At 61.7% G+C, this 17,661-nt stretch carries 17 protein-coding genes and 1 pseudogene; 14 read left to right on the top strand and 4 right to left on the bottom strand.

Annotated elements, in window-relative coordinates; genetic code table 11:
* Positions 1 to 32: 32 nt before the first annotated feature.
* A complete protein-coding gene (locus tag ACSW29_RS18625; RefSeq protein ID WP_448277972.1) occupies positions 33 to 866 on the top strand; it encodes an alpha/beta fold hydrolase in 834 nt (277 codons plus the stop codon).
* 11 nt (positions 867 to 877) lie between these two features.
* Here ACSW29_RS18625 and ACSW29_RS18620 read toward each other — a convergent pair whose 3' ends face one another.
* Positions 878 to 1,321 (bottom strand): hypothetical protein, encoded by a 444-nt coding sequence (locus ACSW29_RS18620; protein ID WP_448277971.1) that lies wholly within the window; start codon positions 1,319 to 1,321, stop codon positions 878 to 880.
* A 49-nt stretch (positions 1,322 to 1,370) separates the two neighbouring features.
* On the opposite strand from ACSW29_RS18620, the gene ACSW29_RS18615 reads away from it, so the two are divergent.
* Complete coding sequence (locus ACSW29_RS18615) at positions 1,371 to 1,649, top strand: hypothetical protein (protein WP_230815184.1); 279 nt, start codon at positions 1,371 to 1,373, stop codon at positions 1,647 to 1,649.
* A gap of 101 nt (positions 1,650 to 1,750) precedes the next feature.
* On the opposite strand, the gene ACSW29_RS18610 is transcribed toward ACSW29_RS18615, so the two are convergent.
* Positions 1,751 to 3,127, bottom strand: a complete 1,377-nt coding sequence (locus ACSW29_RS18610) for an NAD-dependent succinate-semialdehyde dehydrogenase (protein WP_230815185.1) — start codon at positions 3,125 to 3,127, stop codon at positions 1,751 to 1,753.
* A gap of 99 nt (positions 3,128 to 3,226) precedes the next feature.
* Positions 3,227 to 4,540, bottom strand: a complete 1,314-nt coding sequence (locus ACSW29_RS18605) for a YhgE/Pip domain-containing protein (protein ID WP_347874799.1) — start codon at positions 4,538 to 4,540, stop codon at positions 3,227 to 3,229.
* Between the two features lie 171 nt (positions 4,541 to 4,711).
* Here ACSW29_RS18605 and ACSW29_RS18600 point away from each other — a divergent pair, with 171 nt between their 5' ends.
* The 11 genes and pseudogenes from ACSW29_RS18600 to ACSW29_RS18550 all read left to right on the top strand — a co-directional run bounded on the left by ACSW29_RS18600 (position 4,712) and on the right by ACSW29_RS18550 (position 15,264).
* Positions 4,712 to 5,344, top strand: coding sequence for a DUF4178 domain-containing protein (locus tag ACSW29_RS18600; protein ID WP_230815187.1), 633 nt, complete (start codon positions 4,712 to 4,714; stop codon positions 5,342 to 5,344).
* Positions 5,341 to 5,841 (top strand): DUF2617 family protein, encoded by a 501-nt coding sequence (locus ACSW29_RS18595; RefSeq protein WP_448277970.1) that lies wholly within the window; start codon positions 5,341 to 5,343, stop codon positions 5,839 to 5,841. Before ACSW29_RS18600 ends, ACSW29_RS18595 begins: the two co-directional genes overlap by 4 nt.
* Before the next feature lie 26 nt (positions 5,842 to 5,867).
* The gene (locus tag ACSW29_RS18590; protein ID WP_042448578.1) at positions 5,868 to 6,245 is read left to right on the top strand and encodes a DUF4247 domain-containing protein; all 378 of its coding nucleotides are present in this window, start codon (positions 5,868 to 5,870) and stop codon (positions 6,243 to 6,245) included.
* Positions 6,242 to 6,745, top strand: coding sequence for a DUF350 domain-containing protein (locus tag ACSW29_RS18585; protein ID WP_448277969.1), 504 nt, complete (start codon positions 6,242 to 6,244; stop codon positions 6,743 to 6,745). Before ACSW29_RS18590 ends, ACSW29_RS18585 begins: the two co-directional genes overlap by 4 nt.
* Positions 6,745 to 8,319: a polyamine aminopropyltransferase gene (locus tag ACSW29_RS18580; protein WP_448277968.1), complete on the top strand. Its 1,575-nt coding sequence runs from the start codon at positions 6,745 to 6,747 to the stop codon at positions 8,317 to 8,319. Before ACSW29_RS18585 ends, ACSW29_RS18580 begins: the two co-directional genes overlap by 1 nt.
* Before the next feature lie 52 nt (positions 8,320 to 8,371).
* Complete coding sequence (locus tag ACSW29_RS18575; protein WP_448277967.1) at positions 8,372 to 9,112, top strand: enoyl-CoA hydratase/isomerase family protein; 741 nt, start codon at positions 8,372 to 8,374, stop codon at positions 9,110 to 9,112.
* A 5-nt stretch (positions 9,113 to 9,117) separates the two neighbouring features.
* On the top strand, positions 9,118 to 10,671 hold the full coding sequence (locus ACSW29_RS18570) for an acetolactate synthase large subunit (RefSeq protein ID WP_448277966.1): 1,554 nt from the start codon (positions 9,118 to 9,120) through the stop codon (positions 10,669 to 10,671).
* A 43-nt stretch (positions 10,672 to 10,714) separates the two neighbouring features.
* Positions 10,715 to 10,990: a hypothetical protein gene (locus ACSW29_RS18565; protein WP_448277965.1), complete on the top strand. Its 276-nt coding sequence runs from the start codon at positions 10,715 to 10,717 to the stop codon at positions 10,988 to 10,990.
* A 36-nt stretch (positions 10,991 to 11,026) separates the two neighbouring features.
* A pseudogene (locus tag ACSW29_RS18560) lies at positions 11,027 to 11,392 on the top strand (GAP family protein); the annotation flags it as partial.
* A gap of 18 nt (positions 11,393 to 11,410) precedes the next feature.
* Positions 11,411 to 13,306 carry an SEC-C metal-binding domain-containing protein gene (locus ACSW29_RS18555; RefSeq protein ID WP_448277964.1) on the top strand — a complete coding sequence of 632 codons (1,896 nt, stop codon included), beginning with the start codon at positions 11,411 to 11,413 and terminating at the stop codon, positions 13,304 to 13,306.
* A gap of 35 nt (positions 13,307 to 13,341) precedes the next feature.
* Complete coding sequence (locus tag ACSW29_RS18550) at positions 13,342 to 15,264, top strand: SEC-C metal-binding domain-containing protein (RefSeq protein ID WP_448277963.1); 1,923 nt, start codon at positions 13,342 to 13,344, stop codon at positions 15,262 to 15,264.
* A 36-nt stretch (positions 15,265 to 15,300) separates the two neighbouring features.
* On the opposite strand, the gene ACSW29_RS18545 is transcribed toward ACSW29_RS18550, so the two are convergent.
* Positions 15,301 to 16,731, bottom strand: coding sequence for a coniferyl aldehyde dehydrogenase (locus tag ACSW29_RS18545; protein WP_448277962.1), 1,431 nt, complete (start codon positions 16,729 to 16,731; stop codon positions 15,301 to 15,303).
* Positions 16,732 to 16,840: 109 nt separating this feature from the next.
* Here ACSW29_RS18545 and ACSW29_RS18540 point away from each other — a divergent pair, with 109 nt between their 5' ends.
* A complete protein-coding gene (locus ACSW29_RS18540) occupies positions 16,841 to 17,638 on the top strand; it encodes an enoyl-CoA hydratase (RefSeq protein WP_448277961.1) in 798 nt (265 codons plus the stop codon).
* Positions 17,639 to 17,661: the final 23 nt, after the last annotated feature.

Below are 17,661 nucleotides of genomic sequence, written 5' to 3'. Positions count from 1 at the left end.
TATCTCGATAATCGAGAGAAAATGGGGTGGGGATGGACTTCAATCGTGCATACGACGCCGTGCTGACCAAATGGCCGCAGAAACCGCTGGGTGTGGATCTCGCAGGCCGGTTCGGCAGCACACATGTGAATGTCTGTGGACCCGAAGACGGGAAGCCATTGATCCTTCTGTCCGGGGGAGGTGCCACCTCGACGGTGTGGTTCGACAATGTTGGGGCGCTGTCGAAATCCCGGCGTGTTTTTGCCGTCGACACCCTGGGCGATGCCGGACTCAGCATTCGGAATGGTGATCGGATGAAGTCCGTCGACGATCTGATCGAGTGGATGGACTCGATAGTCGAATACACCGGCACCGATACCGTCGATGTCATCGGACATTCCTACGGCGCGATGATTGCGTTGGCGTTTGCGCTGCATCGACCGAATCGTGTCGGGAAACTTGTCCTGCTCGATCCCAATTCGAGTTTCTCCGGCATGAAGGCGGGCTACCTTCTGCGTGCGCTTCCGTTGCTGATCAAGCCGTCGCGAGCACGCCGACGGCGACTGTTGGAGTGGGAGACAGGCGAGTTGGGTATCGACTCCGACTGGCTCTCACTTGCGGAATTGGGCACTTCGGATCTACCACGACCCAATCTGGTAGTGCCTCGACGTCCTTCGGAGCAGGACTCGAGCGCTCTGGATGTCGAGTTGTTGGTGGTCCTCGCGCGGGGAGGGCGGGTGCATGATGCGGCAACAGTGGCCAAGGTAGTACGTGAGCGTGTTCCCGCAGCACGCGTCGAGGTTTTGGAAGATGCTTCACACCACAGCATTCCGATGGTTCCCGCCGATGAACTGAACCGGGTGCTCGTCGATTTCTTGGAGAGCTGAGGGGCGGTGGTTCAGGGCGCGACGACGCACCCCGGACCGATCGGGGTGGCCGGATTGACGTTGACCGTTGCGACCGGCCCGCCCGCGGATGTCTGATAGGCCATCAGGGAGTGCTCACCGGGCGCCGTCGGAGTCCACAGTGTGACGGCGTGGCCGAGTACGACCGGCAAGGTGAAGTAGGGATTGACGGTGTCCCAGATCAATTCCTGCGGGAACATGGTCGACGCCCGGTTCATGTCGACAATCGAGACGTTCGGCTCGTTCAACGCTTCTGTCCTGGCAACCACCAGATACGTGCAGCCCGCTCCGTACGGCGTCGTCGGCCCGCTGCTGAGACCCGGAAGGATCGTGACGTCGACTACGTCCGCAGAAGCAGACGTCGCGGAACAGATGGCTGCGCTCGCGCAGAGGGCGGCGGTGATCACGGTAGTGCGAGCGATTCCTGAAAGTGTCATACCAGCAGGTCGGTTTCATCCTGCGGAGCGTTACAGGCAGACTGCTCGGATGCGCGCACTTCATGTTCTTCTGGCCGGCTGCGGTTTTCTGCTGGGGTTTCTGATTATTGTTGTCTCCGGCCTGATCGAGTGGGCGTCCTTCGCATCCCGAACCGATTTCGCCTTTGTCGGTGACTCCGCCGTGTCGGTTGGTATTTCCAACGAGGCGATCTACACCGCCGTCACTGCTCCACTGGTGGGTGCGCTGTTGGGCTGGGTGTCAGCTGTCATCGCGACGAGGTTCGGGTGGAGCCTCACTCGTGGGGGTGCCACGCCAGCAAGCGAGTGACCAGGCAGCGGACCCACTTGCTGGCCGGTGGGTGAGAAAGAAGGCCCCGACCTCCATCGAGGTCAGGGCCTTCCTTTGTGTCGAGCTACTTCTGCGTCGAGCTACTTCTTGGAGACACGGATCAGCTTCTTGTTGACGAACTCGTCCATTCCCCACGGGCCGAGTTCGCGGCCAACGCCGGAGCGCTTGACTCCGCCGAAGGGCAGGCCAGGCAACGTCGTACCGTGCTCGTTGACAAACGCCATCCCCACGTCGAGATCGGCAGCGACCGACCGCGCGGAATCAAGATCGCTGCTCCAGACGGATCCGCTGAGTCCGTAGACCGACGAATTGGCAAGTTCCACAGCCTCGGTGGCCGACTTGACCTTGTAGACGACGCCGGCAGGTCCGAACAGTTCTTCGCTGTACGCCCGCATGTCCGGTGTCACGTCTGCGAGCAATGTCGGTTGAACGTAGGCGCCCGGGCCGTCGATCTTCTTTCCACCGGTCAGCAGCGTTGCTCCCTTGGACACAGCGTCGTCGATCTGCTCGATCAGAGTGTCTGCCGCGCTCTGCGAAGAGAGCGGACCCAAGACGGTGGATTCGTCCAACGGGTCACCGGCAGAAACGGATTCGAAGGACGTCGCCAATTTGCGGGTGAAGTCGTCGTAGAAATCTTCGGTGACGATGAAACGCTTGGCCGCGTTGCAGGCCTGGCCGGCATTGGACAGACGTGCCTTGGTTGCGGACTTGACGGTGGCATCCATGTCGTCGGAATCGAGGACGATGAACACGTCCGATCCGCCGAGTTCGAGGACGACCTTCTTGAGATTGCGTCCCGCAGTTTCGGCGACGCTGGTGCCTGCGCGTTCGCTGCCAGTCAGTGACACGCCTTGAACGCGCGGATCGGCAATCATGTCCGCGATCTGCTCGTTGGTCGCGAAGACGTTGACGTAGGCGTCGTCCGGCAATCCGGCTTGTCGCAAAATTTCTTCCATCAGCAGGGCCGACTGCGGACAGTTGGACGCGTGCTTGAGAATAATCGTGTTGCCCAGCATGAGATTCGGTGCCGCGAAGCGGGCGACCTGGTAGTACGGGAAGTTCCACGGCATGACACCGATCAGGGCGCCGATCGGTCGCCGGTACACAACCGACTCCTCGGCCCCGGGAACGTCGAGCCGTTCTTCCTCGAGCAACGCCGGACCGTGGTCTGCGTACCACTGATAGATCGCGGCCGAGAGTTGTACTTCGCCCTTGGCCTCGCGGACCGGCTTACCCATCTCCAACGAGATCATTCGGGCCAGTTCGTCTGCTCGCTCTGTGTACAGTTCGGCGGTCTTGCTCAGGACTGCCGCACGTTGCTGTGGCGCACTGTTGCGCCAGGTCAAGTAGCCGCGATGCGTGTTCGCAAGTGCGGCTTCAACTCCGGCGTCATCCAAAGTATCGAATTCCCTGACGGTTTCACCTGTCGCGGGATTGACTGTTTTGTAATTAGCCATAGTTGTACAACGTGCGGAAGGGGGTCGAAGATTCCCGAAACGCGCAATCACATTGAATCGGCCCAACAGGTTTCGATCAAATCCCGGCTGGGTACCATGTCACGCCACCTTGGGGCGATGGGTGCGTTCGTAGCCCTTGCGGTCGTAGAAACGGGTGGTCACGATGCCGAGCACGACGCCGATCAGTAGACCCACCAACGTCATCCAGATGGCATGCAGCAAGCCGGCCTCACCGCGCGCACCGAAGAACAGGATCGACCGTGTGCCCATGTAAATCTGGTGCATGGGCTCGAACTGGGCCAGCCAGGCATACAACCTGGGGCTGGCTTCGAGGGGGATGGTGCCGCCGGACGAGGGCAGCGCGAGAATGACGAAGACGAACAGGTTGATCAACATGCCCAACGAGCCGAACGCGGCCATCACCGACATTGCCGTGATGCCGACCGCTGTGATGACCAACGCCCCGTACTCCCACAATGCAAGCCCGTGGGTGACCGGCATACCTAGGGCGCGACTGATCCACTGGAACACTGCGGAGACTATGCCGGACAGCACGATCATGAACGCCCATTTCACGAGCAGCGTCCGAAATCTGTTGATACCCACCACATCGTTCTGAACAAAGAGCGGACCGAATTCCGTGGGCGCATAACCGAGCATGCCGTCCACCAAGGAATTGACGACGGTTGCTCCGGTGAACCCGGCAAGGACCAACAGCAGCGCGAAATAGAATGCAACCAAACCGAATCCGGTGCCGTCGGGAAGCGGATCGTGAGCCACGGTGAGTACGTTCACCGGATTCTCGAGCAGCAGACGGCTCGCGCCGGAGATCTGGGTTCCAGTGCCTCCCGCTTCCAACTGCGCGGTAACAAGTGTGGTGAGCTGCTCGCCCATGTTCTTGTTGACCGACGCGAGGGCTGTAGTACCGATCGACTGGACCAGAGATGCGGAGACGGAACCTGCTCGAGGATTGGTGTAGATCGTGATGATCGGTTGTTCTACATCACCGGCGACGACGCTCGCCTCCGCCAGGATGATCGTCCTTTTCGTGAAATCACTGGGAATCACGATCGCCCCGTACAGTGTGCCGGAGTTCAGCCGTGATTGTGCTTCGGCGATACCGATCTGCTGCAGGTCGATCTTCTGGTGGTCGATTCCGCTTTCGAGGCCGGCGACTATGTCGTTTCCGAAATTCTTGCGATCGGTGGGATCACCGCCCGGGAGGGTATCGCCTTCGTCTTGGTTGACCAACGCGATCGGGAACTGGTCCAGATGTTTCTTGGGGTCGAGTATCCCACCCATGTACAGCGCTGCCAGCGCGGACATCAAGAGGGTGACCACTATCAATGGTGTCAACCAGAATCGTGGTGTGTGCATGACGGTGCGGGCAGACGGCTCCGTGTTCGTGCTCATCGTCAGTCGACCGGCTTTCTTTCGCGCGGAGTTCCTCGGGCTGAGCGTAAACGCAAAGGTGCGCCGGGGCAGTCTTTCGATCTGCCCGCGGCGCTGGAGACCCGTCGGGTCGGCGACAGGCCAGATTGCCGGCAGTCTCATCCGAAAAGGCTGAGAACGGATCGGTAGGGTATGGCCCGCGGCAACCCTGCCGAGACGATTTCGGAGAAACCGTTGACCAACGTGCTGATAGTTGTCCTGATACTCGTGGTAATCGCTGCCGTCGCGTTCGTGGTCCTGCGTGGACGCCAGGGCAAGCCGAATGCCCGCGTCGACCCGCTCGCCGACTATCCCGAGGTGTACGACCCTCACAAGATCGGGGTCGGCGACATCATCACGTACGCGGGTATCGACCACGTTGTTCGAGGGACCATCACGCTCGACGAAGAGGGGTACATCTGGCGTGAGCACCTTCTCGACGGGTCGACCGGTCGCCGCTGGCTGACGGTCGAGGACGACGAGGGCGAACTGGAGATGACTCTCTGGATGCGTCGAGAAGGAACCAACCTGGTCCCGAACGGCGACGTCATTCTCGACGACAAGGTTCACCGCAAGATCGAAAGTGGAACGGCGAAGTTCACTGCCGAGGGTACGACGGGTACGGCCCCTGCCGGTTCGATGGAATACGCGGACTACGCAACCGCCGACAAGACCGGCCTGATCGCATTCGAGAAGTGGGCGCGCGGACAGTCGTGGGAGGTTTCCACGGGACGAGCGGTCACGCGTAGCGAACTCACCGTCATCCACTCGGGCCCACCGGAATGAGTCTGTATCTACTCGACGTGGAACCGACCGACGTGGATGCCGCTGCACTGGGGTTGGTACTGGGAGCTCCCGCGCCGCCGACCCTCGCCGAGTTGGTGATCGAAACTGCCGGTGCGACGTTGACGCTGGGGGTCCTCGGGGCGTCGCACGTGGTGACGGCCTGGGCGTCGGAAAAGAAGCTGACCGAACAGGTTTCGTGTGATGCTCTTGCGGCCGGCGGTGAACCGTTGCCCGCAGTGGAGTCCACGGAAAACTACCGGTTCGAGTCTTCCTCAACGGTCCTGGACCGAGTCGAATTCGATTCGGAAGCTGCTTCGTTGAGAGAATCCGCCGGTCAGGACGGCTGGATCTGCGGATCGTTTCCCGGTGACGACACAGCGTTGACCGCGTTGTGTGGCGTGCGAGACCGCCAGGGGTGGAGTTGGCAGAGTTGGCATTTGTACCCGGGGGAGGGGACAGGAGTGATCGTGAAGACACGCAGCCGGTGGCGACCGTGAGGGGGCGTACGTGGTTAGTCCCGGTGATGTTGGCGGCCGCAATTATGTTGTCGGCGTGCGGTGGTGGAGCCAAAGACTTCATCGCGGACAACTATTCCAAGACGTCCCAGGATGGCGACGTCGTTTTGTACTCGTCGAAAGATCCAGTGGGCACGACTGTCTCACGGATTGTCGACGCGGACGAACCCGCGGCGCGAAGTGCTGACGGCGGCAACGAATACCTGCGCTACGACGACGACATCGTCACTGTCAGTTCAGCTTCGGGCGGTGGCAGCACCATCAAGGTAGAGGACATCGACGGCACGTATCGCAGCGGCGGATACGCGTACCTGGGGCCGGGTTTCAACCCGGGGTCCCCAGCGGGTGGAAGCAGCGGCAGCGGCGGTTCGGGTAGTGCCAAATGACGGTAATGCTCAATGAGAAGGAGAACGGCGTGACGAACATCTTTGCATCCACTTCCGTCGAGATCGGGACGGTGGATCCGGCATTGCTCGTCGGTGGTGTTCTCGGCACCCTCGCCTATTTCGCCGTCGGCGTAGCGGTCCTGGCCACGGGTTTCCTCGTCCTCGACCTCATGACACCCGGAAATCTCCGCCATCAGGTGTACATCGACAAGAACCCGAACGCTGCGATTCTGTTGGCTTCCAACCATCTTGCGCTGGCGATCATCGTGGTGACGGCAATCCTGACCAGTTCGGACGGTTTTGCTCAGGGGCTCGCTGACTCCGCGGTGTATGGACTGTTCGCGATCGTGTTGCAAGCGATCGCGCTGCGTTTGATGAACGCGTTCCTTCCCGGCAAGCTGGTTGCGCTGGTGCAGGATCCGAAGATGTGCGGCGCCGCGTGGGCTGTAGGTGTGAGCTTGCTGTCCATCGGTTTGGTGAACGCCGCAGCGCTCACCTGATGGTTGCCGCTGATCCCGATGTGAAGGTTGCCGAGCGTTCGACGATGCTCGGCTCACGTGCACGAATGCTTCTCCTTGCGGCTGTTGCCGCGTGCGCGGCGTGCGGCCTGATCTACGAGCTGGCGCTGTTGACGCTCAGCGTGAGTCTGACCGGCGGCGGCATAACCCAGACGTCGTTGATCGTCGCGGGATTTGTTGCGGCTCTGGGTATCGGAGCGCTGGCCGCAAAACCTCTGCTGGGGCACGCTGCCGTTTCGTTTGTGACGGTCGAGATACTGCTCGGCCTGATCGGCGGATTCAGTGCGGTCACTCTGTACGTGACCTTCACGTTCTTCGGTTCCAGCGCAGCAGTTCTGGTGGCCGCAACGGCGCTGATCGGCATCCTCGTCGGTGCTGAAGTGCCTTTGCTGATGACGCTCTTGCAATCTGGTCGGAGCGACAATGATGCTCAGAGCACCGGAAAAGTGCTGGCAAACCTCAATGCCGCCGACTACCTCGGCGCGTTGATCGGCGGCCTGCTGTGGCCGTTCGTACTGCTGCCGTGGGTGGGCATGATTCGCGGCGCCGCACTCACCGGCATGATCAATCTCGTGGCCGCGGCAGTTGTCGCGCTGATACTTCTCCGGTGGCAGCTCAGCCTGCGCGCACGATTGATCGCCGTCGTCGCAATGCTGTTGGCGGCAAGCTTGATCGGATGGCTTCTGATCGCTGCCTCGGACATCGAGACCACGGCGAGGCAGAGGCTGTACACCGATCCGGTGGTGGCCTCCGAGCGGTCGGTGTACCAGGAAATCGTCGTCACCGAGCGCGGCAACGACGTGCGCTTGTTCCTCGACGGAGACCTGCAGTTCTCCAGTGTCGACGAGCATCGCTATACCGAGTCGCTGGTGTATCCGGCACTGGTGAACGATCCACGGCGGGTGCTGATTCTGGGCGGCGGTGACGGCCTCGCTGCACGGGAAGCGCTGCGGATGAACAGCGTCGAGCAGATCGTGCAGGTCGAACTCGATCCGGCCGTGATCGAGTTGGCCAACACCCGTCTTCGCGATCTGAACGCGGGAGCGCTCGAGGATCCACGGGTGGACGTCGTTCTCGACGACGCGTTCCGATGGTTACGAGAAAGCCCGGAACCGGGTTTCGACGCGGTCATCGTCGACCTACCGGATCCTGACACGCCTGCACTGGGCAGGTTGTATTCCGTGGAGTTCTACGGACTTGCCGCTGCCGCGATGAATCCGGGCGGTTTGATGGTCGTCCAGTCCGGCAGTCCGTACTCGACGCCGGACGCGTACTGGAGGACGGTGTCGACGGTATCGGCTGTCGGACTGAGTGTCTCGCCCTACCACGTCTTCGTGCCGAGCTTCGGTGACTGGGGATATGTGCTCGCGCAAGCAGGATCCACTCCACCCGATCTTCGTCTGCCCGCTGATGTGCCGGAACTACGGTTCCTCGACGAGCCGACGCTGGCGTCGGCAACGGTGTTTCCGCGCGATCGCCCGAGGCGGGAGTTGGAGCCCTCGACCCTCGACCGGCCACGCATCGTCGACGATATGCGCAAGGGCTACGAACGCTGAACTCCGGACCTAGTAGCTTGAATCGAGACTCTCGGCTACGACGGAGGTACGGATGACTGTTCGGATCGAGGAGTACACACCGGGAGTCCGGTTGCTCACGATGGATCGCCAGGAGAGGCGCAACGCGCTCGACGCGAAGACCTACCGCGAACTCACGAACGCGATCCGGGATTCGGACGGCGACGATGCAGTGCGGGTTTCGGTGCTGACGGGTGCCGGTGGTGTCTTCACCAGTGGTAACGACATCGGAAGTTTTCAGGACACTGCCGGCAAGGACGGCGGTGAGGCCAAGGATCTGTTGATCGCACTTGTCACCGCACGCAAACCGATTGTCGCAGCGGTTGAAGGATTTGCAGTCGGGATCGGCACCACGATGTTGTTGCACTGCGACCTGGCGTTTGCCGGACGAGGTACACGATTCCGCTTGCCGTTCGTTCCGCTCGGGCTCTCGCCCGAGGGTGGATCGAGCTATTTGTTGCCACAGATCGCGGGCCTCAAACGCGCGACCGAACTGTTGATGCTCGGAGATATGTTCGACGCCGACGAGGCTGCCGATGCCGGTCTGGTCAATCGCGTCGTGGAGGCCGGCACCGCGCTCGACGTGGCGCTGAAGCGTACAGTACGCATTGCAGACTCCCCGGCTGAATCGGTAGCGCTCACGAAGATGCTGCTCCGTCGACCGCATCTCGACGCCCTGCTGGAAACCATCGACGTGGAGTCGGATCATTTCGCGAGACGCCGACGATCCGATGAAGCGCAAGAAGCATTCGCAGCTTTCATGAAGAAGAGGTGACCGAAATGAATGGTGCAGAGTCACTTATCCAGAGTCTTGTCGACTCGGGTGTCGAGGTGTGCTTCGGCAATCCCGGAACGTCCGAGATGCATTTTGTTGCCGCACTCGATTCCGTTCCCCAGATGCGAGCCGTACTCGGCCTGTTCGAGGGCGCTGTGACCGGTGCCGCGGACGGCTACGCACGGATCGCCGGAAAGCCTGCCGCGACGCTGCTCCATCTCGGCCCCGGAATGGCGAACGGACTGGCGAACCTTCACAACGCGCGCCGCGCCCACACACCGATCGTGAACATCGTCGGCGACCACGCGACCTATCACCACGGTTTCGACGCTCCTCTCGAATCGAACATCGACGCGCTGACTGAATGGCTGGAGGGGTGGAGCCGACGTTCCGAATCCCCCGCGACCGTCGGTAGCGATGCGGCCGACGCCGTTGCCGCATCAATGGATTCGCCTGGAAGGATCGCGACACTGGTCCTACCTGCTGACGTCTCGTGGGGCGAAGGCGGAGTGCTTGCGGAGCCTCGGGACATACCGCCGCGGGCGGACGTTTCTGCAGCACAGATCGACTCGGTGGTAGAAGCGCTCAATACCGAGGGCCGTGCAACGCTACTGTTGGGAGGCGCAGCGTGTTCCGAAGCCGGACTGCGCGCCGCTTCCCGGATCGCCGTCGCGACGGGTGCGCAGATTCTGGTCGAGACCTTTCCAGCGAGGCTTCAACGGGGTGCGGGGCTACCGTCATTCGAGCGCTTGGGGTACTTCGCCGAGCACGCCACCGAACAACTTCGCGGAACAACTCAGCTGGTTCTGGCTGGCGCGGTTTCGCCGGTCTCGTTCTTTGCGTATCCCGGAAAACCGAGCGATCTGGCACCGGAGAGCGCTGCGGTGACAACGCTTGCGAGCGTCGGCGACGATGTTGCCGGTGCTCTGGAAGCAGTGGCAGAACTCGTGGCACCGGGAGTCGAACCTGTTCTGCAGGAGGCGAATCGGCCAGAACTTCCGAGTGGGCCACTGGACGTTCGAAATTGGGCCGATGTGATCGGCGCCCTGCTGCCAGACGACGCCATCATCTCCGACGAGGCTGCCACTTCCGGTTGGGCGGTTCCGATCGCCCTTGCCGGAGCGCCGCGCCACGACGTGCTCACGCTCACCGGAGGGGCCATCGGCCAGGGGATCCCGGTTGCGACGGGCGCCGCGGTGGCAGCGCCGGAGCGACCGGTGATCAATCTCGAAGCCGACGGAAGCGCGATGTACACCATCACGGCGTTGTGGACGCAGGCGCGAGAGATGTTGAACGTCACGACGATTCTGCTCAACAATCGCGCGTACGCCATCCTGCGCGGCGAACTGCAACGAGTCGGCGCAGAAGGTGCCGGCGTCGTCGCACAGTCGATGTTGGATTTGTCGTCTCCGAACATGGATTACGTCAAGATCTCCGAGGGCCTGGGTGTGCCGGCGTCACGGGCGAGCACGGCGGAGGAGTTGGCGGTGCAGTTTGCCGCAGCGCTGGCGGAACCCGGCCCGCATCTCATCGAGGTCATTCTGCCAACCCCGTCATGATTTCGCGTCTGTCATCGATTGTGCATTCAACTGGAGGTTTTTAGTGCTAGCCGCGATCGGTCTGTCACTCCCGCTTGCCCTCGGTCTGCTTTTCGTTTCGATGCCCATGGCGGTGATCGTGCTCGTGATGGTTACCGCCGGAGCGCATAGAGGGGCGGTGTCTTTTCTCCTCGGGTGGGTGCTCGGCATATCGGCGGTCGTTGCAGCGACCATCGTGATCGCGGACTATTCGTTCGCGGAGTCGGAGTCGTCGCAGACTTCGGTGTGGTCGAGCGTCGTACGAATCGTGTTGGGCGTCGTTCTGTTCGGATTGGCGTAGAAGCAGTGGCGAGCGCGACCGAGAGACGGAAGTGATCCGACAGTTCCGAAGTGGATGAAGAGCATCGACGGTTTGACGCCGCGCAAGGCTTTCGGGTTGGCGTTCTTGTCCGCGGCGATCAATCCCAAGAATGCTGCGCTGGCGGTATCCGGTGCGGCCACTATCGCGGTCGCCACGAATGTTGTTGCTCAACAGATTGTTGCGGCGGTCATCTTTACTGTCATCGCGAGCGTCGGCATCGCGTCGCCGACCCTGGTGAAGGTGTTCTCCGGCAAGCGAGCCGACGAGATCCTCGCATCCGCGAAGGCATGGATGACCGCCAACAACGCAGTGATGATGGCGGTCATCCTGGCGATCCTCGGTGCGACCGTTCTGGGCGAGGGGCTCAGTGGACTGCAATAAGTCGCCTACCATTGGCGGGTGACTGATTTCGACGACGACGCCGCTGGTTCCATTGCCTCCGCTGCTTTGGCTGTTCTGCGTGAGCAAGGCCCGCTGAGTCTCGACGAGTTGGCGACCCATCTCGAGGAGTACGGAACTGCGACCGAGTTGGCCGACGTGCTCGAGTACCTGCCCGAGCCGATGCTCGGGTACCTGCCGAACGGAAAGTATGTTGCCCTCGACGCGGCCCTCGAAGGGCTCGTGTTCACTCACCGGCTTAGTGAGTCCGAGATTGCGTCCGACGTCCTCGACGCGAGCCCCGACCTGGAACCGATCTTGGCATTCGGCGGCGGCGAGGACGGGGCGATCCGAGTGGCCCTGGCAGAAGAAGCAATCCTGGAACGCGGATCTGCTCCCTTCCCGAGTCGACGAGTTGTGGTTCTCCCGGTCGGAACTCTGGGCGAGTGTGCCGATGGCGATCTCGTCGGCCTTGCCGTCGAAGACGGCAGACTTGCTTTTCGCCTGGTGGAGATCGAAGACGAGCCCGATCTTGTTCCCGCCCTGGATGAGCTTTTCGAGGAGGACGGAGTCGAGGCACTCGATTCCGTGTGCTGGCAACTCCTGCTCGAGGATCTGTCACTCTTCACGGTTCCCATTGCGCCGCTGGGCGAGTTCTTCGAGGCGGCAGGCTACGAACATGAGCGAGAATTGCTGGCACGTCGGGGATTCGACTTCGACGCTTACGATCTGCAGATTCGGACAGCCTTGGTCGCCAGCACCTACGACCTGACCCACGACGAGGCAGTCTCTGCCGTCGCGTTTGTCGATCTGGCGGATCGCGGATACACCGACGCGGTCATCGCCGACTTCGATATCGCGGACTGGGCCCACCGTCATGTGAGCGCTGCCCCGGATTCTTTTGTCTCACTCGCAGATCCGGGTGCAGCGGTAGCGGTGTTCGACCTCGGATTTCGGAATCAGGATCCGGTGACCGATGCGATTCTCGAAGCGCTTGCAGCGGAACTGGCCGAGCGAGGGCCACGGCCGGTGCGGGCGGCGGCTCATTGGCTGGCCGGTAAGGCCGTCGATCGGCTGGGACGTGTCCTCGAAGCGGAAGCGCACTACGAGAAAGCGCTACTTGCCGAATCTGGTTGGGGTCCGGCCTTGTTCGAATTGGCGCAGTTCGCGTCGGACCGCGGCGACGCGATCCGTGCACTGTCACTGCTCGGGCGGATCGACGGCGGAAGTGAAGAGAATCTCTACGCCGTTTTGCAGGACTTCGTCCCAACCGATCACCCGGAACTCGGGCGAAACGACAAGTGCTGGTGTGGTTCGGGCCGAAAGTACAAGGTCTGCCACCTCGGAAAGGCTGATGAATCCGTCAAGGCGGACGGTCGGTGGTTGTACAAGAAGGCATGTCTGTTTGCCTTTGCCTCCGAGTTCGTCGACACCGTGACCGGGCTCGACGATCTCGAAAACGAGAATCTCTCCGAGGACGAACTGATCGCCGCCACGATCTTCGACGGCTCGGCACTGGATGTGGCTCTGTTCGAGGGTGGGGTCTTTGCCGACTTCTTGGCCAGACGCAGCGAACTCCTCCCGGAGGCGGAAGTAGTGACAGCCGCGCAGTGGCTCGGAACCCGGAGGTCGGTGTACGAGGTGGTCGAATCTTCCGACACCGGTGTCGTGTTGCTCGATCGTGGGACCAAGGAGACCGTCACGGTTGCTCACTCGGTCGAAGGCCAGCCCGGTGATGTGATCAGTGCTCGGGTCCTGACGGCCCCCACTGGCGCGCTTGCGGTGGGCGTGGTGGTCATGGCTTCGGAATCGCAGGCCGCGAGGGTTCTCGAGGTTCTTGCTTCCGAGGATCTCGACGCGGAAGAACTGGTGCGCGAGTCGCGTGGAGGCGCCGATCACTCGACCGATGACCGGTGACGATGTATCGAGTCGACCCCGTTAAAGTTGGATAGGTGAACGAACCGATGGATGCCAATGACTTGATCGCCGAAGCCGCGATGGAGTTGTTGCGTGAGCACGGCCCGCAGACAGCGGCGGACTGGGGCACCCTGCTGGCTGACGCCGGGCACGGTACAGCCGAGGACATGGCCGAATTTGTCGAGTACGTCGAGGACCCACTGCTCGGATACTTGAGTGAGGAGCGGTACGCCGCACTCGACACGTTGTTCGAGCATCGAGTGTTGACCCATCGCCTCACCGAAGCGGAGATCAAGTCCGGCGTTCTCGACGCCAATCCCGATCTGATGATGCTGCGAGTTTTCCTCGATCGTGACGACGATGAGATCCACGGCATCAGCGTCGTGCATCGCGGGATCGACGACGATCTGTTGGCTGATCGTGGGATCGAAGACCCGGAGTTCCCGCATGACGAAGGTTTCCTGCTCGACACCGACACCCTTGCCGAGTGCTCGGCAGGTGACTTGATCGGATTGTTCGTCGCTGACCGTGAGTTGACGCTCTGCACCATCCCCGAGGTACTCGATCCCGCACCCGGATTCGGCGAGAACCTGGCGACGGTCCTTGCTGACATCGGCGCGGACACCCTCGATGCCATTGTCTGGCAGTTGATGCTCGACGAGCCGTCGCTGTTCCGTCAGCCGACCGCCCCGCTGGGCGAGATGCTCGACGCGGCAGGTTACGTCCGCGACGGTGATTACGTCGCGGTGGACGGTTTCGATTTCGAGGCATACCACCTGGCGAACCGGGCCAGGATGCTCGAGATACGAGAGAACCTGCACTCCGAAGAAGCCGCGTCGGTGATCGCCTTCGTCGATGTGGTCATGGCCTCGAAAGACGAAGGCGTCGAGGATGTCTCGGACTGGGCGCGCAAGCAGATCAAGGAGGATCCGCAGACCTTCGCCGGCATCGCCGAGCCGCCCGCGGCTGCGGCTGCATTGGAACTGTTGTCCGAACTCGATGATCACTATTCCGTATTGCATTCTGTTGCAACTGCTCTCGCGGAGAAAGGGGCGCGTCGCGTCAAGCCGGCAGCGCACTGGCTGGCGGGCAAAGCTTCGGACCGTCTCGGAAAGATCCTTGCCGCTGAGGCGTCGTACGAATCAGCACACGATCTTGATCCCGACTGGACTCCCGCGATCTTCGATCTGGCGCTGCTGGCGGCCGATCGCAGCGATGTGGCGCGAGCGCTGGCTTTGCTGGGCCGGATCGAGGGTGGCGAGTCCGAAGTTCTGCATGAGGTTCTTCAGCGCTATGCACCGGCGGAGCATCCTGAGCTCGGTCGAAATGACAAGTGCTGGTGCGGTTCCGGTCGAAAGTTCAAGGTTTGCCATCTCGGTAAGTCCGAGGTGACTTTCGACGACCGGGCCAGCTGGCTCTACGTCAAGGCTCAGTTGTTCTCGCGCACGCCGGAGTACTTCGACGCCGTATTCGATCTTGCGCTCATTCGTGCCGAGCAGTTCAACAGCGAAGAAGCACTGACGTTGGCCGTCGAAGGAGGTTTGGCCGTCGATGCTGCCTTGTTCGACGCCGGTATCTTCGCGGCTTTTGTCGAGCGCCGCGGAGAACTGTTGCCCTCCGACGAGCGGGAACTGGCCGACGAGTGGTTGAAGATTGCGCGCTCGGTGTACAAGGTCGCCTCGACGGAGCCGGGGCAGTCGGTGACTCTCAGTGACGTCCGCAACGGGCATCTGGTGAAGGTCACGGACGAGTGGGGCTCGGTCAATCTCGAGCCGGGCACGCTCGTGTGTGCACGAGTCCTTCCGGCCGGCTCCACGATGCGCACCTTCGGCGGCATCGAACCGCTTGCGGTAGAAGACAAGAAAGAGCTGATCCAATTGATCGAGTCGGAGGACACCGAGCCGGGTCAGTTGGTGGAGTTCCTCAGCCGCGGCCTCGCCGGTGCGCCTTTCCGGTAGCGGGAACTACCAAAAAGGCTCACGGGGCCGGAGGCCTCAGGGCGTGACCTGAGCCAACATCATCTGCTCGAAACCCTCACCGTACGGCGGGAGCATTCCCCATTCACCGCGCGGGTCATGCTGCGCTGCTTCGAATACCGTTCGGGCGTGACTGAACTCGAGGAAACCCTCGCGCCCGTGGTAGTGCCCGATGCCCGAAGCCCCGACGCCGCCGAAGGGTGCGTCGCTCAGCCCGGGGTGAGACATCGCGTCGTTGATGGTGACGCCACCCGAGACGGTGCGTTCGAGTACGGATTCCTTCTCGTCCAGATCGTTACCGAAGTAGTACAGCGCCAACGGCTTCGGGCGTGAATTGATGTCGGCGACGACGCTGTCGAGTTCGTCGTACGGCAGGATCACGACGGCCGGCCCGAAGATCTCCTCCTTCATGATCTGCGCGTCGGTCGGAGGGTCGACAACAATTCGCAGTGGGCGACGACGAGTGTCTGCGGAGAGTTCTTCGTCTGGAACGGTGATGATTCGTGCTCCACGATCTGCGGCGTCCGCGATGTACCCCTCGATGCGTGCGAGGTGACGATCGCTGACTATCGAGACCATGTCTTTGTTGTCGGCGATGGTGGGGAACAGTCCGGTGAACCGATCGGTGAATGCGCCGATGAATGCTTCCGTGTTCTCGCGCGGGACGTAGATCAGATCGGGAGAGACGCAGAGTTGACCGGCATTGGTCGATTTCGCGATAGCCAAACGCGAAGCAGCAGAGTTGATATCGGCGCTGCGGCTCAAGACGCTCGGTGACTTGCCGCCGAGTTCGAGGGTGACCGGAACCAGGTTCTTCGCAGCATTGGCCATGACCAGCTTGCCGACGGTCGTGCTGCCGGTGAAGACAAGGTGGTCGAAAGGCAGAGACGTCAGCAGATCAGCGACCTCCGGGCCGCCGGTCACCACCGCGACTTCCAGGGGGTCGAGCGTTCGACGCGCCGCCTCGGCCAGGACGGCCGCAGTGGTTGGCACGATTTCCGATGGTTTGAGAACCGCGCGATTTCCCGCTCCCAGAGCGCAGGCGAGTGGGCTCAGGAGGGTGAAGAGTGGTGCGTTCCAGGTTCCGATGATGCCGATCGAACCCTTGGGTTGGTACGACACGTACGCCGTGGCACCCAGTTGGTCCTGCATCGCTCCGGTCGCTCTTGGTGAGCGAATCATCCATTCTTCGAGCGAATCACGAACATGCTTGAGTGAAACCATCGATCCCAGAACGTCATTCATGACCGAGTAGGCCGGAATCCGACCGCCGAAGTCTTCGTTGATCGCTTCGGTCAAATCCTTGTGGTTTGCCACCAGGAGATCGACGACGCGTTGGATGCGCTCGCGTCGTGTCTGTGCGGACGGCAGCCCGGCGGCGCGAGTTGCTTCCTGCTGGGCGCGCAGTATCTGTTCGAGATCGGTGGTGACGGCGACATCGGTGCTCATGGGCACTCCTCGTAGTGGCGAAGTATTGACCGGACCGTATCGACGCGGCGCGAGCGGATGCCCTTTTCGTCTCGTTGACCGGGACGGATTCGATTGGTAGAGAGAACACATGTCGCAGACACAGGTAGAAAACACTGCAGTGAAGATTTCCGTCGAGGAATCGGTGGGACTCGGTTTCCTGACGCTCGATCGGCCGGCGCGCCGCAATCCGCTCTCGGCGGAGACCATGCGCGAGGTGACGGCTGCCCTTCTCGAGTTGTCTGCGGACGAGCGCGTACGGGTTGTCGTCGTGCGAGCCGAGGGCCCGGTGTTCTCCGCCGGCCACGATCTGACGGAGATGATCGGGAGAACCCTCGAAGACGAGCGGGCGATCTTCGACGGCTGTACCGAGATGATGGAGACCGTGCAGCGAATTCCGCATCCGGTGATCGCCGCAGTCCAGGGCCCGGCTATCGCGGCGGGATGCCAGTTGGCCGCGTCGTGTGATCTGGTCGTTGCTGCGTCGAACGCTGTTTTCGGTACTCCCGGGGTCAAGATCGGACTGTTCTGCTCGACGCCCATGGTCGCTCTGAGTAGAGCGGTAGGGCGCAAGCGGTCGATGCAGATGTTGCTGACCGGTCAGACGATCGACGCCCAGACCGCTGCGGACTGGGGTCTGGTGAACTTTGTCGTCCCGCCCGAAGAGCTTGACCGGGAGGCGCGCGAGCTGGCCGCCAAGATCACGACGGCCAGCCCCTTGACGGTGAAGATCGGCAAGCAGGCGTTCTATCACCAGATCGATCTGCCGCAAGCGCAGGCGTACGAGGCGATGGCGGAAACGATGGCAACCAATGCCGTGACCTGCGACGCTCAGGAAGGTATGCAGGCCTTTGTGGACAAGCGAAAGCCTGAATGGCGCAATAAGTAACGATCGCTCTTCCGGTTTAGTTG

The organism is Rhodococcus sp. GB-02, assembly GCF_053470465.1.
This window is presented reverse-complemented; position numbering and strand designations above follow the sequence as displayed.

Coding starts and splice junctions, on each gene's coding strand:
- ACSW29_RS18580 (WP_448277968.1), top strand. CDS start 6,745: ATGGTTGCCGCTGATCCCGATGTGAAGGTTGCCGAGCGTTCGACGATG.
- ACSW29_RS18575 (WP_448277967.1), top strand. CDS start 8,372: ATGACTGTTCGGATCGAGGAGTACACACCGGGAGTCCGGTTGCTCACG.
- ACSW29_RS18610 (WP_230815185.1), bottom strand. CDS start 3,127: ATGGCTAATTACAAAACAGTCAATCCCGCGACAGGTGAAACCGTCAGG.
- ACSW29_RS18595 (WP_448277970.1), top strand. CDS start 5,341: ATGAGTCTGTATCTACTCGACGTGGAACCGACCGACGTGGATGCCGCT.
- ACSW29_RS18540 (WP_448277961.1), top strand. CDS start 16,841: ATGTCGCAGACACAGGTAGAAAACACTGCAGTGAAGATTTCCGTCGAG.
- ACSW29_RS18545 (WP_448277962.1), bottom strand. CDS start 16,731: ATGAGCACCGATGTCGCCGTCACCACCGATCTCGAACAGATACTGCGC.
- ACSW29_RS18615 (WP_230815184.1), top strand. CDS start 1,371: ATGCGCGCACTTCATGTTCTTCTGGCCGGCTGCGGTTTTCTGCTGGGG.
- ACSW29_RS18570 (WP_448277966.1), top strand. CDS start 9,118: ATGAATGGTGCAGAGTCACTTATCCAGAGTCTTGTCGACTCGGGTGTC.
- ACSW29_RS18600 (WP_230815187.1), top strand. CDS start 4,712: ATGGCCCGCGGCAACCCTGCCGAGACGATTTCGGAGAAACCGTTGACC.
- ACSW29_RS18605 (WP_347874799.1), bottom strand. CDS start 4,540: ATGAGCACGAACACGGAGCCGTCTGCCCGCACCGTCATGCACACACCA.
- ACSW29_RS18625 (WP_448277972.1), top strand. CDS start 33: ATGGACTTCAATCGTGCATACGACGCCGTGCTGACCAAATGGCCGCAG.
- ACSW29_RS18590 (WP_042448578.1), top strand. CDS start 5,868: ATGTTGGCGGCCGCAATTATGTTGTCGGCGTGCGGTGGTGGAGCCAAA.
- ACSW29_RS18620 (WP_448277971.1), bottom strand. CDS start 1,321: ATGACACTTTCAGGAATCGCTCGCACTACCGTGATCACCGCCGCCCTC.
- ACSW29_RS18585 (WP_448277969.1), top strand. CDS start 6,242: ATGACGGTAATGCTCAATGAGAAGGAGAACGGCGTGACGAACATCTTT.